Consider the following 14,977-nt stretch of genomic DNA (forward strand, 5'->3'; position numbering starts at 1 on the left):
TTGAAATTCAGGCTCTCAATGTTGGTATCAAGAAACTGTCTTCCCTCTTGGATCTCACGTTTACGTTCATCGTTCAATGGCTGCAAGCTTTTAAATAGCCAGTCGGGGTTACTCGACATAAACACCACATGGTCTTTGTCATCAGCAACGAAGTAACTCTGTTTGCCTTTCCAGCTTGCTTCAATCAGTGAGAGGTCCATTTTTACGACAATCACACCGATGATTTCGGCCGCATAGGAGACAGGGTAAGAGTAGTAATAACCGCGTTTTCCAGAAGTCGATCCTAGAGCGAAATACTGATTCTCTTTGCCACTAAAAGCGTGCTGAAAATAGGGACGAAAAGCAAAGTTACGACCAACAAATGAGTGGCTTTGATTCCAGTTGCTGGCCGCAATCGTGGTACCGATATGGTCGAGCAAATAAGTGTCAGAGGCTTGTATTACCTGATTCACATGTGCCAGATAGCGATTGGTTAGCTCTATCTGTGCAGAGTTATCAGGAGCATGTAGCGCATCGATCAACTCTTTGTCTTTAGAAAGCAGTTCTGGAATATGGGCGAATTTATCCAGTTGACTGGCGATATGTACCGAGAAACGGTCAAGCTTTGATTGGTGATCTTCGAGCAAGCTTTGATGACTTATTTTCCACACCCAGTGACCGCCGAGAATCATCAGCAACCCATAAGTGATGAGCAGCAAAATGGGGAGGCGGGAAGGTTGAAACATAAGAGATCTCGCTGTGTATTACGGTGTAGAAAAGCGTGTCATGTGCCTGAAACGCTCAAAGTGTCATAAAAAGTTCAAAAAATGAGGGCTGACAGATAGTTATAGGTTAAGGCTTTGTAACGCAGATTGTTGAAAAAGTTATCGACTCTGAGGGGTAAAACAAGAGCAAGATCTCTTTTTAAGCTTTTTCGGAAAAAAAGCCCTCGATTCCCTTGAAAAAGCCGCTATTGTCCCCATTTCCGATGTGTCGAGTGGTGTTTTGATTGAATATGCCCCTCTCAGGCGGACGAATTTAGAGCATTCATCATCAAGCTGAGGTGATTGGCTCGACAGAGATTAAACAGATCGCTAGAATGTCGCGTCTAAAATTTCTGTCCTGAGGCTAATCGGAGATACCTTTCCTTGTTGTAAAACAGGCTATGAACTTCGCTGAAGAACATAGAAAAAAGATATCGCTGATTAGTCTGGTGTTTGATTGAATGATCACTCAGGCATCAATGCTCAATTTTAAATTAGGTGTTCGGATAGAGCACTACACAAGGATGCAGCCAACAACACGCGTTCCCAAGGAATGCACGTTACGGCTCATATGCTCAGATTATCTGAGCCAGTTTTGAGGTTTTATATAATGCAAGTTACTGTTGAAACGCTAGAAGGCCTAGAGCGCCGTCTTAATATTACTGTTCCTGCTGCTAACATAGAAGATGCAGTTACAGCTGAACTACGCAACATCGCGAAAAACCGTCGTTTCGATGGTTTCCGTAAAGGCAAAGTGCCAATGAAGATGGTTGCTAAAATGTACGGCAAAGCAGTACGTCAAGACGTGATGGGCGAAGTAATGCAACGCCACTTCATCGAAGCGATCGTTAAAGAGAAGATCAACCCAGCTGGCGCACCAACTTTCGCACCAGTAGAAAACAAAGAAGGCGAAGATCTAGTATTCAACGCAACTTTTGAAGTTTACCCAGAAGTTGAGCTGAAAGGTCTTGAGAACATCTCTGTTGAGAAACCAGCAGTAGAAGTTAAAGAAGCTGACGTTGAAGAGATGATCGAAACTCTACGTAAGCAACAAGCAACTTGGACTGAAGTTGATGCAGCTGTAGAAGAAGGTTCTCGTGCAACTATCGATTTCGTTGGTTCTATCGACGGTGAAGAGTTCGAAGGCGGTAAAGCTGAGAACTTCCCACTAGAGATGGGTGCTGGTCGCATGATCCCTGGTTTTGAAGACGGTATCGTTGGCAAAACTAAAGGCATGGAATTCGAAATTGACGTAAACTTCCCAGAAGATTACCACGCTGAAAACCTAAAAGGTAAAGCAGCTAAGTTTGCAATCAAAGTAAACAAAGTTGAAGCTCGTGAACTTCCAGAACTAAACGAAGAATTCGTTGCTAAGTTCGGCGCTACTGACGGCGTTGAAGGTCTTAAAGCTGAAGTTCGTAAGAACATGGAGCGTGAGCTTAAGCAAGCTGTTAAGAACCGCATCAAAGAGCAAGCTATCGACGGTCTAGTTAAAGAAAACGACATCGACGTTCCAGCTGCACTAATCGACCAAGAGATCGGTACTCTACGTCAACAAGCTGCTCAACGTTTCGGTGGCAACACTGAAGCTGCTGACCAACTTCCACGTGAGCTGTTCGAAGAGCAAGCTAAACGTCGCGTAGTTGTTGGCCTTCTACTTGGTGAAGTAATCAAGTCTGAAGAGCTAAAAGCTGACGATGAGAAAGTAAAAGCAATCATCGAAGAGATGGCTACTGCATACGAAGATCCATCTGAAGTTATTGCTTACTACGAGCAAAACGAGCAAATGATGAACAACATGCGCAACGTTGCTCTAGAGGAGCAAGCTATTGATGCAATCATCGCTAAAGCTCAAGTTTCTGAGAAAGAAGTTAGCTTCAACGAGCTAATGAATCAGCAACCTGCTTAATATAGTAATATCTGACGTAGAAGGTTGACGTACGGTCGACAATTCTGCTAACAATGGTCCGTATGATTTAATCATTCGGGCCATTTATTTTAGGGACATAAGAATATGAGCTACCAAGAAAAAAATACAATGCCATCGATTATGGACGCACTAGTTCCAATGGTGGTTGAACAAACTTCCCGTGGTGAACGTTCTTACGATATTTATTCTCGTCTTTTAAAAGAACGAATCATTTTCTTAACCGGTCAAGTGGAAGACCACATGGCAAATCTTGTCGTGGCTCAACTGCTTTTCTTGGAATCAGAAAACCCAGACAAAGATATCTATCTATACATCAACTCACCTGGTGGCAGCGTAACTGCGGGTATGTCTATCTACGACACAATGCAGTTCATTAAGCCAAACGTGAGCACAGTATGTATGGGTCAAGCTTGCTCGATGGGTGCATTCTTACTTGCTGGTGGTGAGCCAGGTAAGCGTCATGTGCTTCCAAATTCTCGTGTAATGATTCACCAGCCACTTGGCGGCTTCCAAGGCCAAGCGTCTGATATTCAAATCCACGCGCAAGAGATCCTAACGATCAAACAGAAGCTAAACAAACTATTGGCAGAGCACACAGGCCAGCCTCTAGAAATCGTTGAGCGTGACACTGATCGTGACAACTTCATGTCTGCAGAACAAGCTGTAGAGTACGGTTTGGTGGATTCAGTTCTGAATCATCGCGGTGAGTAATTGCACAGGCAATTGTTTAACGCAAATTGATGCAAATTGATATACACTCAAATCATAGAGAGTAAAGGCTAAGAGGTTAGCGAATGACAGATAAAAGCAAAGAGGGTGGTAGCGGTAAACTGCTTTACTGCTCTTTCTGTGGCAAAAGCCAGCACGAAGTTCGCAAGTTAATCGCAGGCCCTTCTGTTTACATTTGTGACGAATGTGTCGACCTTTGTAACGACATTATTCGTGAAGAAATTAAAGATGTTCTTCCAAAGAAAGAATCTGAAGCGTTACCAACGCCTCGTGAGATTCGAGAGCACCTTGATGACTATGTAATCGGTCAAGAGTACGCGAAGAAAGTGCTAGCAGTTGCAGTATATAACCACTACAAGCGTTTACGTAATGGTGATACAACAGCTGAAGGCGTAGAGCTAGGTAAGAGTAACATTCTTCTTATCGGTCCTACTGGTAGTGGTAAAACACTACTTGCTGAAACATTGGCTCGTTTCCTAGACGTTCCATTTACTATGGCAGATGCAACCACACTAACCGAAGCGGGTTACGTGGGTGAAGATGTAGAAAACATCATTCAGAAACTGCTACAGAAATGTGATTACGACGTAGCGAAAGCGGAACGCGGCATTGTTTACATCGATGAGATCGACAAGATTTCTCGTAAAGCTGAAAACCCATCAATCACGCGTGACGTGTCTGGTGAAGGTGTACAGCAAGCACTTCTAAAACTTGTAGAAGGCACAGTCGCTTCAGTACCGCCTCAAGGTGGTCGTAAGCATCCACAGCAAGAGTTCTTGCAAGTGGATACATCTAAGATCCTATTTATCTGTGGCGGTGCATTTGCCGGCCTAGATAAAGTGATTGAACAACGTGTAGAAACAGGTTCTGGTATCGGCTTTGGCGCAGAAGTGCGTTCAAAAGATGAAACCAAAACAATCGGTGAGCTATTCACTCAAGTTGAACCTGAAGATCTAGTGAAGTACGGTCTAATTCCAGAATTCATTGGTCGTCTACCGGTGACAACCACACTGACAGAGCTAGACGAAGAAGCACTGATTCAAATTCTTTGTGAGCCGAAGAACGCACTGACTAAACAGTATGCTGCGTTATTCGAGCTAGAAGACACTGAGCTTGAGTTCCGTGAAGACGCACTGCGCGCAATTGCTAAGAAAGCAATGAGCCGTAAAACAGGTGCTCGTGGTCTACGTTCTATCTTAGAAGGTGTGCTACTAGAAACAATGTACGAACTGCCATCATCTACTGATGTGAGCAAGGTTGTAATTGATGAGTCTGTGATTAACGGAGAGTCTGAACCTCTTCTAATCTACAGCAATTCAGAGAACCAAGCGGCAGTAGCAGAGTAGGTCTTTTTTAGACTAGTGACTCAAATTCCAAAAGGAGGTAAGCAATTACCTCCTTTTTTTTATTCTTCCATTGAATCCAGTCGTTTAAGCCCCATATACTGCTTTATAAGTTAAAGCGGAAGAGAGAAATATATGAACTTGGAACGTTCCGAGCGTATCGAGATCCCCGTGCTGCCTCTACGTGATGTAGTGGTTTACCCACACATGGTTATCCCACTGTTTGTTGGTCGTGAAAAATCGATTACTTGCCTAGAATCGGCAATGGAAGCTAACAAACAAGTGCTACTAGTGGCGCAGAAAGAAGCGGATACTGATGAGCCTTCAATCGACGACCTATTCGAAGTAGGTACCGTTGCTACGATTCTTCAGCTTTTAAAGCTACCTGACGGCACAGTTAAAGTGCTTGTTGAAGGTCAGCAGCGTGCGAAAATTCACCAATTCAAAGAAAGTGAATTCTTCCTTGCAGATGCAGAATACGTTGTCACCTCAGAACTTGACGAAAAAGAACAAGAAGTGGTTGTTCGCAGCGCGATCAATCAATTCGAAGGCTTTATTAAGCTAAACAAAAAGATTCCGCCAGAGGTACTAACGTCTCTGAATGGGATTGATGAAGCCGCTCGTCTAGCGGATACCATCGCAGCACACATGCCACTTAAACTGGTAGACAAACAGCACGTACTAGAGATTCTAGATGTGACTGAGCGTCTAGAGTTCCTGATGGGCCAAATGGAATCAGAAATTGATATCCTGCAGGTAGAAAAACGCATCCGTGGTCGTGTTAAGAAGCAGATGGAAAAATCTCAGCGTGAGTACTACCTGAATGAGCAGATGAAAGCGATTCAGAAAGAACTAGGCGAGATGGACGATGCTCCAGACGAATTCGAGACTCTGAAGAAGAAGATCGAAGAGTCGAAAATGCCTCAAGAAGCGCGTGAAAAAACCGAGCAAGAGCTGCAAAAGCTGAAGATGATGTCGCCAATGTCGGCAGAAGCAACAGTCGTTCGTAGCTACATTGATTGGATGGTTGGCGTGCCTTGGGCGAAGCGTTCTAAAGTTAAGAAGAATCTAGCGAAAGCAGAAGAGATCTTAAACGAAGACCACTACGGTCTAGAGCGTGTTAAAGAACGTATTCTTGAGTACTTGGCGGTACAGAACCGTATCAACAAGCTGAAAGGCCCAATCCTTTGTCTTGTTGGTCCTCCTGGTGTTGGTAAAACCTCGCTAGGTCGATCTATCGCGGCTGCTACAGGTCGTAAGTATACGCGTATGGCGCTAGGCGGCGTGCGTGATGAAGCAGAGATTCGTGGTCACCGTCGTACGTACATCGGCTCTCTTCCAGGTAAGCTAATCCAGAAGATGTCTAAAGTTGGTGTTAAGAACCCACTGTTCCTATTGGATGAGATCGATAAGATGTCTTCTGATATGCGCGGTGACCCATCTTCAGCACTGCTAGAAGTACTCGACCCAGAGCAAAACAACGCGTTTAACGATCACTACCTAGAAGTTGATTACGATCTGTCTGACGTAATGTTCGTCGCGACGTCTAACTCGATGGACATTCCTGGCCCACTACTGGACCGTATGGAAGTGATCCGTCTATCTGGTTACACAGAAGACGAGAAGTTAAACATCGCTAAGCGTCACCTTGTTGATAAGCAAGTGAAACGCAACGGTCTTAAGGCAAACGAGATCACTATCGAAGATTCTGCAATCATCGGTATTATTCGTTACTACACACGTGAAGCGGGTGTACGTAGCCTAGAGCGTGAGATTTCTAAGATCTGCCGTAAAGCGGTTAAGAACATCCTTCTAGATAGCGATCTTAAGTCTGTAACAGTGACTATGGACAACCTAAAAGAGTACCTAGGTGTTCAACGTCATGACTTCGGTAAAGCTGACGAGAGCAACCGCATTGGTCAAGTAACAGGCCTAGCGTGGACTCAAGTTGGTGGTGATCTATTAACGATCGAAACTGAAGCAATGCCAGGTAAAGGTAAGCTAACGCAAACCGGTTCTCTTGGTGATGTGATGAAAGAGTCGATTCAAGCTGCGATGACCGTAGTTCGCTCTCGTGCTGAAAAACTGGGTATTAACTCGGATTTCTACGAGAAGCGTGATATCCACGTTCACGTACCGGAAGGTGCAACACCAAAAGATGGCCCAAGTGCGGGTATCGCAATGTGTACTGCACTTGTTTCTAGTCTGACAGGTAACCCTGTAAAAGCTGAAGTAGGTATGACAGGTGAAATCACACTTCGTGGTGAAGTTCTCCCTATCGGTGGCTTGAAAGAAAAACTGCTTGCAGCACACCGTGGTGGCATCAAAACAGTACTGATTCCAAAAGACAACGAGCGTGATTTGGAGGAGATTCCAGACAACGTAATCGCTGATTTAGAAGTCATTCCTGTTCAGTGGATTGATGAAGTATTGAAAGTTGCACTAGAACGAGATCCGTCTGGGGTCGAGTTTGTCGCTGAAAAATAGTGATGCGCAGCAAAAATAAGTAAAGAATTACGCTGATGAGTCTAAAAAGGCTTGTCAGCGTTTTTTTTGGGCGCTAAGTTAATTGACTAAAGCCGCAAGCCCTTTTGCAATAAGGCTTTCGGCTAAATTAAAACCAAAATGGAACGTACCGTCATCCTAAATTAGTCGCAGATGACAAAGAGGGGAAACACAGTGAATAAAACACAACTAGTAGAATCAATCGCAGAAAACGCAGATATCTCTAAAGCTTCAGCTGGCCGCGCTCTAGACGCATTCATCGAAGCAGTTGGCACAACACTTCAATCAGGTGACCAAGTAGCACTTGTTGGTTTTGGTACTTTCAGTGTTCGTACTCGTGCAGCTCGCACAGGTCGTAACCCTAAGACTGGTGAAGAAATCCAAATTGCAGAAGCAAAAGTACCTGGCTTTAAAGCTGGTAAAGCACTAAAAGACGCATGTAACTAATATTGCGGTACCTAGGCGCTCGTTAAGCCAAGGTAGCAAGATGCGTTAGCTGTTTGAAAAATGATGTTTCATTCTTAAACAGTTATTGTGCAAAGCACATTGAACTAATTTAAATTATGCGCATCCTACTGATGCGCATTTCTTTTTCTGATAATATCGCGTGAATAAGATTTTTATGTTGAAGCCCATGCTTCATATCCGGAGAGCACTTAAATTATGATGGATCGATTACGCGAAGGCGTGAATAGCATCGCGGTAAAAATTATCCTTGGGTTGATTATCCTGTCATTCGTATTCGCAGGTGTAGGTAGCTACATCACAGGTGGCGGTAACAACGCTGCAGCGAAAGTTGGCAATACCGAAATCGGTCGTGGTGAGTTCGAACAAGCTTACCAAAACGAGCGTAATCGTATGCAATCACAACTTGGCGATTACTTCTCTCAAATGCTTGCAGACCCTGCATACGTAGAGTCTTTCCGTAAATCAGTACTTGATCGCATGATCAACGATGTACTGCTTGAGCAGCAAGCTGAATCTCTAGGCCTACGCATCAGCGATTCGCAAATCCGTACGATGATTCTAGAGATGCCTCAGTTCCAAACTGCGGGTCAATTCGATCAAGAAGTTTACCAAGCGGCACTTCGTCGTGCTGGCTTTGGCCCTGAAAGCTTTGCGGAATACATGCGTCGTGACCTAATGCGTAACCAACTGGTGACAGCGCTACAAGGTAGTGAGTTTGTTCTTCAAGGCGAGATCGATACTCAAAGCAAACTGATTGCTCAAACACGTGATATCCGCACAGTGACGCTATCTGTTGCTGAACTTGCGAAAAGCGTTGAGCTAACAGAAGAAGAGATTTCAGAGTACTATCAGCAAAACCCACTAGCTTACACTCGTCCAGAGCAAGCGAAGGTGTCTTACATTGAGCTTTCTGCAGAAGCGCTGAAAGGTCAAATCCAGGTGTCTGATGAGCAAGCTGAGCAGTACTACCAAGAGCACCTAGACAAGTACTCAACTGAAGAGCAACGCAAAGTAAGTCACATCCTTGTTCAAGGTGACGATGAAGCAAAAGCGCAAGCTATTCTTGACGAGCTAAACGCAGGTGCTGACTTTGCTGCACTAGCAGAAGAGAAATCTGATGACTTTGGCAGTGCTGATCTTGGTGGTGACTTAGGTTGGATTGAGCGTGATGTAATGGACCCAGCGTTTGAAGATGCGGCTTTCGCTCTAGAGAACGTGGGTGACACAACAGGCCTAGTTAAGTCTGAATTTGGTTACCACATCATCAAGCTAGACGAACTGCAAGCTTCTAAAGCACAGCCTTTCTCTGAAGTAGCGGCTGAAATCAAGCAAGAGCTATTGGATCAGGAAGCCGTAGACCAATTCTACGAACTACAAACTGAACTAGAGAAGGTTGCGTTTGAGTACCCAGACTCACTAGACGACTCTGCAGAGGCGATTAACGCTAAGATCCAGACAACGGACTTCGTTTCTCAAATCGACGCTCCTGAGCTACTGAAGACGCCAGCTGTGATGCAAGCGATTCTGAGCCCAGAAGTGAAAGAAGATGGCCTAAACTCAGAAGTTATCGAAGTAGCGCCTGAACACGTTATCGTGGTTCGCGTTGAAGAGACTCGTGACGAAACTGTACTTCCACTAGAAGAAGTACAAGACCAAGTTGTTGCTGCACTGTCTGCTGTTAAAGCGGAACAACAAGCAATTGAGCTAGGTGTATCACTAGTGAATGAACTAAAAGCGGGTAACGAAGCAGTACTAGCGGAAAACAACCTGACGTTCAGCGAACTTGAAACAATTGACCGTAGCTCACCACTAGCAAGCTCTGTGTTTGCTTTTGCTAAGCCAGAAGCGGATCAACCAGTATTTGGTCAAGCGAAAGACCAAAACGGTAACATTGTGGTTGTTGAGCTATCTAAGGTTACTGCAGATATCAACCCAGCTTACAGCACTCAAATCGGTGCGCAGCTAGAGCGAGTTGGTAACCAGCAAGATCTAACTAACGTTCTTAACGTACTTCGTAAGAACGCTGACGTTGAATACTACATTGTAGGTCAAGGTCAGTAATAGCAAGCTCGGTAAAAGATAGCTTGAAGAGTAGGTTTGCGAGTCAGCCTACACGACAATGAAAATCAGTTGTAACTCAAAGCGGGTCACTTAGGTGACCCGCTTTATTTTTGCCTTAATAAACTACGGTAGTCGGTTTTCAAAGAGTAACGTTCAGTTTTCACAACATGGAACGGAAAGAAAATGAAAAGTCTATACACTCTTTTAGTGTCTCTTATGCTTGCCTTTAGTACTTCAGTTTGGGCAGATAGCCCGTCTAAAGCAGAACTTTATGAAGGGATAGAGGTAACGGTAAATATCAACACGGCCACTGCGGAAGAGTTGTCGGCTTTGTTAGTTGGTATTGGAGACAAAAAAGCGCAGGAGATTGTGCAGTATCGCGACCAGAATGGTGCATTTCAAAAGCCTGACGACTTAGCGAATGTAAAAGGCATCGGTGCAGCAACCGTTGAGAAGAACCGAAAGAGAATTGAGCTGTAATAGAGCTAAATATGAAGGGGTAGAACCCTTCATATTCTTCGTTTTACCTTAATCCAAGCCAACAGAAAACCACCTAATGCCCCAATTAGATGAGCTTCAATCGCAACACGGGCATTGATCAATGCACCAGTTGTAGTAGAAGGTCCCACAAACTGCTCCCATGCGACTTTCGCAACTAGCCCCGCAACCAGTAACCAACTTGAGCGTCGGCCTGTCAGCGCCTCTGTCAGAGCGAATACACCAAACAGACCGTGCAGCGTTCCAGACAAACCGACATAACTTTGTATATCTGTCGCTAGAAGCCCTGTTCCGGTAAATAGGCTGATGATGAACAGGTAGACTAGGAGTCGGACTCGGCTTGGTTGAAACACAAAACAGATCACCCATAACCCAGCAAGGTTCATTGCTAAGTGTGAAAGGTTGGTATGGGAAAAGTTTCCTGTTACGATTCGCCACCATTGTCCATTGGCGATTGCATTGTGATCCCAAACGACCCAAGCTTGAATCGGGTCAAATTGGAATAGCACACACATCAGTGAAGTAAAAACTAAAGCAGGGTACACCGTAAATCCATGTCTCGTTATTGCCCCCAGTGCCGTAAGGCTTTGAAAGCGTGTATTTGTCAGTGGATCACTCCACTTGAATCGGACGTTGAGCTTATCATTCTTCAGCACCCATCAGAAGAGCACAGACCGATGGGGACCGCACGTATTTTATCCCTGTCGTTGGAAAATAGCGTGACTTTCATTGGCGAAGACTTCTCTGACCATGACGCTCTTAATCATCTGTTGAACGACCACCACTATCAACATGCAATCTTGTACCCAGATGAGAGTTCGCTGTCTGTGGAGCAGTTGTCTGCGTCTAGCTTGAATGGTTCTGAGGAGCAAAAGCTGAGAATCATCTTGCTCGATGGGACGTGGAAGAAAGCGTTCAAGATGTGGCAAGTCTCCAGCAACTTACAGCAGCTAGATACTCTTCATTTACCAAAAGATCTGAAAGGGAATTATCGGATTCGCAAAGCGCCGAGTGAAAACAGCCTATCTACCGTAGAGGCGGGTTACCACTTACTGAGCTTGCTGCAACCTCATCGTGATTTTGACCCGTTGCTTGCAGCATTTGATCAAATGATTCAGTTTCAAATCGACCAAATGCCACCAGGCGTATTTGAGAAAAATTACTTAAGTTAGCTGCGTCTCAGCGAAATCTAGCTCGTTAGAACTCGGTATGTGCCGAGAACAGCTGTTGATGCATTTTTTGAGCGAGGTCATCGGTCATAGATGAGATGTAATCAGCGATAACCCTCATTTTACGACACTCTTCAGTGTGGCTTTGCCACTGCTTTTTAATTGTCAGTGGTAACAAGCGCTCAGGGTCGGCACTGAAGGCTTCAAACATGTCCATGATGATCTGCTGTCCCTTGTATTCGATGACTTGAACTTCAGGTACCTGAATCACAAACTCACTCACAAAGTGCTTCAGCTTATCTAGGGTTGAATCCATACTCGGCTCTAGGTAGGCATTATGGGAGAGCAGAGGGTTTTCAAAACTCGCATCTACTGACCTGATGGAGATGCTGGTAAGTAACGCGTTAACAATGCCGCCAATTGCATCTTTACGACGGTATTGCTCACCTGAGAACAACATTTCAGTAATTGAATCGAGGTGGCGTGTGACCCAAGGATCGTTGGCTTCCAACAGTTGCGGGTAAGCTGATTCCATCCACTGGGCTTTGGTCACTGAACCCAACACGATCGCATCTTCCAAATCATGTACGCCATAGGCGATGTCGTCTGCTAACTCCATAATGGAACAGTCGAGAGATTTGTACTTGGTCTTATTGTGTTCAAATGGCTCGACGTGAGATTTTCTTGGTTGTTGAATAAGAGCTTGGTCATGTTCAGACAAGGGAGCCAGTACCCACTCAAACAGCGCTTTATCGTGGTCGTAAATACCTTTAGCTGGCATCCAATCTTTGGCTCGCAGTTGTCTTTGGTGTTTAACTGGCTCTGGCATTGAGATGGCTTTTACCTTGCTGATCAGCGATGGGTACTTGATCAAACCAAGAAGAGTACGCCTTGATAGATTCATGCCGTGGTGCTCAGTGTAGGGTTCCAACTGAGTCACAATACGGAAGGTTTGAGCATTACCCTCAAAGCCGCCATGATCACGCATCATATAGTTGAGCGCCACTTCACCACCATGGCCATAAGGTGGATGACCGATATCATGAGCAAGACACAAAGAGTCAATTAAGCTATCCGATGGCAGCAGTTCTCGAAACTCAGGCTGCTTCTTTTTAAGTTGGGCGACGATCCCGGTTCCCAACTGAGCTGCTTCTAAGGAGTGAGTCAGGCGAGTACGGTGGAAATCGTTGATTGCGGTGCCGTGGACCTGGGTTTTGGCTTGCAGGCGTCTAAATGCCGCAGAGTGAAGCACACGAGCGCGATCTCGTTGAAATGGGCTTCTGTGGTCATCTCGGCGAATCTTGTGTTCATCGTCGTTGCGTGCTTTCCATTGCTCGGCAAGCAATAGAGTAGGTGAGTTTGAAAGCGTCAAATGAGCACCTATTGGTTTAGAGTTATTATCACAACTTATACCTAGCTAACTGATTTCGTCTAGCGATAATTCGAAGCTAGGGGCAAAAGTCGTTAAAAAGTAGTCCATCTCTGGACTGGCTCGCTGTGAAAGGGTTTCTTCTAAGCGGCGCTTGGCTTGTTCAAATTCATGATTTCCTGCGCTTAGCTCCTCTAAGCATTTTAGGTAAGCACAGATAGTGTCGGCTTGTTTGACGATGTTTTGCTCTTCCTTACTGGCCTCACCGGAAATAAGGAAAGGGGCGAAGTCTTCTCGGAACTCTTCTGGGAGCATAGAGAGCAAGCGTTGCTCGGCAGCGGCCTCAATCTTTTTGTACTCGTTTGCAATATCTGGGTTGTAATATTTGACCGGCGTTGGCAAATCCCCTGTTAGTACTTCACTGGTATCGTGATACATACCGAGCAACGCAATATGTTCAGGGTTAAGGTTCCCATCAAACTTCTTGTTTTTAATCACTGCTAATGCATGAGCGACGAAGGCAACTTGTAGGGAGTGCTCAGAGATATTTTCGGTGGAAACGGAACGCATTAAAGGCCAGCGTTGAATGAGCTTCATGCGGGCAAGATGAGCAAAGAAATGGCTTTGGGTCATAGACTTCCTCCCTGAAATGACAAAAGGCTCCAAGTAGGAGCCCTTTAAGAATAGAAGTGATCTAGACTAATTTAAAGCCTTGTAATCTAAGATTATTCTTGGCTGTAGGTCGACAAGAAGCGTTCAAGTCGGCCAATAGCTGTTTCTAAGTCTTCGATATGCGGCAGTGTCACGATACGGAAGTGGTCCGGTTTCGGCCAGTTGAAGCCAGTACCTTGTACGAGTAGTACCTTCTCTTGCTTCAAGAAATCGAGCACAAACTTTTGGTCGTCTTTGATGTTGTACATCTCAGTGTCGATTTTCGGGAACAGGTACATCGCCCCTTTTGGTTTCACACAAGACACACCTGGAATCTTGTTGATCAGTTCCCAGGCTCGGTCGCGCTGCTCAAGCAAGCGGCCGCCTGGCAGGATAAGCTCGTTGATACTCTGATAGCCGCCTAGTGCCGTTTGAATAGCATGCTGCATTGGTACGTTGGCACACAAACGCATCGAGGCAAGCATTTCGAGACCTTCAACATAGCCCTTAGCTAAATGTTTAGGGCCCGTTAGGAACATCCAACCGCCACGGAAACCACAAACGCGGTACGCCTTTGATAGGCCGTTAAATGTCACCATCAACACGTCTTCTGCTAGAGTAGCAATAGAAGTGTGCACGGCACCGTCGTAAAGCACTTTATCGTAGATCTCATCGGCGAAGATCATCAGTTTGTGCTCACGGGCAATTTCGACCACTTTTAGCAAAAAGTCACGGCTGTAAACCGCACCCGTTGGGTTATTCGGGTTGATAAGAACGATACCACGAGTCTTTGGCGTGATCTTAGCGACCATGTCATCGAGGTTCGGGTACCAGTCGTTCTCTTCATCACACATGTAGTGAACGGCTTTACCACCAGATAGTGCAACAGAGGCTGTCCACAACGGGTAGTCAGGAGCGGGAACTAAGATTTCATCGCCATTATTTAGCAGAGCTTGCATCGACATTACGATAAGCTCAGAAGCACCGTTGCCGATGTAGACATCTTCTACATCTAGGTTACGCAGACCTTTCTTTTGATAGTGCTGCACCACGGCTTTACGGGCAGAGTAGATCCCTTTTGAATCGCAGTAACCTTGAGATGTCGGCAGGTTACGAATTACGTCAACTAGGATTTCATCTGGGGCGTCAAAACCAAACGGGGCGGGATTACCAATATTTAGCTTTAGGATTTTATGTCCTTCTTCTTCCATTCGCTTAGCATGTTTTAGTACTGGCCCTCTGATCTCATAGCATACACTGTTGAGTTTTGACGACATCCCGATATTTTGCATTGCCGATTTCCTGAAAATTATTTAAATACTTTATTAAAGTACCCTAAATTGACGTTTGATAGAATAAAAATCTGAACAATCGGTTAATTCCGAATAACCTTTAGCCAGTGGCTGTCTAAGAGTGGTAGTGAGGGATTTCGTAAACTCGGACCGAGCTTGGGTAAACTGAGGGACGAAACGCTTAAAATCACAGGAATACTGAAAAGATTTTATACATTC

Annotated in this window: 13 protein-coding genes; 8 read left to right on the forward strand and 5 right to left on the reverse strand. The window is 45.1% G+C overall.

From position 1 onward, the window contains the following. Positions 1-725 (reverse strand): cache domain-containing protein (locus AC6R05_RS10810; protein ID WP_500647355.1); only part of this gene is annotated, 725 nt, incomplete at its 3' end. 628 nt (positions 726-1,353) lie between these two features. Here AC6R05_RS10810 and tig point away from each other — a divergent pair. The 7 genes from tig (at position 1,354) to AC6R05_RS10845 (ending at position 10,259) form a co-directional block, all read left to right on the forward strand. Next, positions 1,354-2,652 carry a trigger factor gene (gene tig / locus AC6R05_RS10815; RefSeq protein ID WP_032549605.1) on the forward strand — a complete coding sequence of 433 codons (1,299 nt, stop codon included), beginning with the start codon at positions 1,354-1,356 and terminating at the stop codon, positions 2,650-2,652. 105 nt (positions 2,653-2,757) lie between these two features. Continuing rightward, positions 2,758-3,384 (forward strand): ATP-dependent Clp endopeptidase proteolytic subunit ClpP, encoded by a 627-nt coding sequence (clpP, locus tag AC6R05_RS10820; RefSeq protein WP_032549604.1) that lies wholly within the window; start codon positions 2,758-2,760, stop codon positions 3,382-3,384. Between the two features lie 83 nt (positions 3,385-3,467). Then, on the forward strand, positions 3,468-4,748 hold the full coding sequence (gene clpX, locus AC6R05_RS10825) for an ATP-dependent protease ATP-binding subunit ClpX (protein ID WP_032549603.1): 1,281 nt from the start codon (positions 3,468-3,470) through the stop codon (positions 4,746-4,748). Positions 4,749-4,880: 132 nt separating this feature from the next. Continuing rightward, entirely contained in the window at positions 4,881-7,232 is a 2,352-nt protein-coding gene (lon, locus tag AC6R05_RS10830) for an endopeptidase La (RefSeq protein ID WP_032549602.1), read from the forward strand. Positions 7,233-7,424: 192 nt separating this feature from the next. Beyond that, entirely contained in the window at positions 7,425-7,697 is a 273-nt protein-coding gene (locus AC6R05_RS10835; protein ID WP_004736083.1) for an HU family DNA-binding protein, read from the forward strand. Between the two features lie 216 nt (positions 7,698-7,913). Then, positions 7,914-9,779: a peptidylprolyl isomerase gene (gene ppiD / locus AC6R05_RS10840; protein WP_500647356.1), complete on the forward strand. Its 1,866-nt coding sequence runs from the start codon at positions 7,914-7,916 to the stop codon at positions 9,777-9,779. Positions 9,780-9,962: 183 nt separating this feature from the next. Then, positions 9,963-10,259: a ComEA family DNA-binding protein gene (locus AC6R05_RS10845; protein ID WP_500647357.1), complete on the forward strand. Its 297-nt coding sequence runs from the start codon at positions 9,963-9,965 to the stop codon at positions 10,257-10,259. A 29-nt stretch (positions 10,260-10,288) separates the two neighbouring features. Here the strand turns inward: AC6R05_RS10845 and rrtA are convergent, their stop codons facing one another. Next, positions 10,289-10,822, reverse strand: a complete 534-nt coding sequence (gene rrtA, locus AC6R05_RS10850; RefSeq protein ID WP_331440701.1) for a rhombosortase — start codon at positions 10,820-10,822, stop codon at positions 10,289-10,291. A 9-nt stretch (positions 10,823-10,831) separates the two neighbouring features. On the opposite strand from rrtA, the gene AC6R05_RS10855 reads away from it, so the two are divergent. Then, on the forward strand, positions 10,832-11,449 hold the full coding sequence (locus AC6R05_RS10855) for a tRNA-uridine aminocarboxypropyltransferase (protein ID WP_500647358.1): 618 nt from the start codon (positions 10,832-10,834) through the stop codon (positions 11,447-11,449). Positions 11,450-11,474: 25 nt separating this feature from the next. On the opposite strand, the gene AC6R05_RS10860 is transcribed toward AC6R05_RS10855, so the two are convergent. The 3 genes from AC6R05_RS10860 to AC6R05_RS10870 form a co-directional block, all read right to left on the reverse strand. Beyond that, complete coding sequence (locus AC6R05_RS10860; RefSeq protein ID WP_500647359.1) at positions 11,475-12,818, reverse strand: anti-phage deoxyguanosine triphosphatase; 1,344 nt, start codon at positions 12,816-12,818, stop codon at positions 11,475-11,477. A gap of 45 nt (positions 12,819-12,863) precedes the next feature. Then, entirely contained in the window at positions 12,864-13,448 is a 585-nt protein-coding gene (gene yfbR / locus AC6R05_RS10865; protein ID WP_500647360.1) for a 5'-deoxynucleotidase, read from the reverse strand. A gap of 92 nt (positions 13,449-13,540) precedes the next feature. Then, a complete protein-coding gene (locus AC6R05_RS10870; protein WP_150871535.1) occupies positions 13,541-14,758 on the reverse strand; it encodes a pyridoxal phosphate-dependent aminotransferase in 1,218 nt (405 codons plus the stop codon). Positions 14,759-14,977: the final 219 nt, after the last annotated feature.

Source organism: Vibrio sp. R11-SG3-ISO9 (assembly GCF_059834255.1).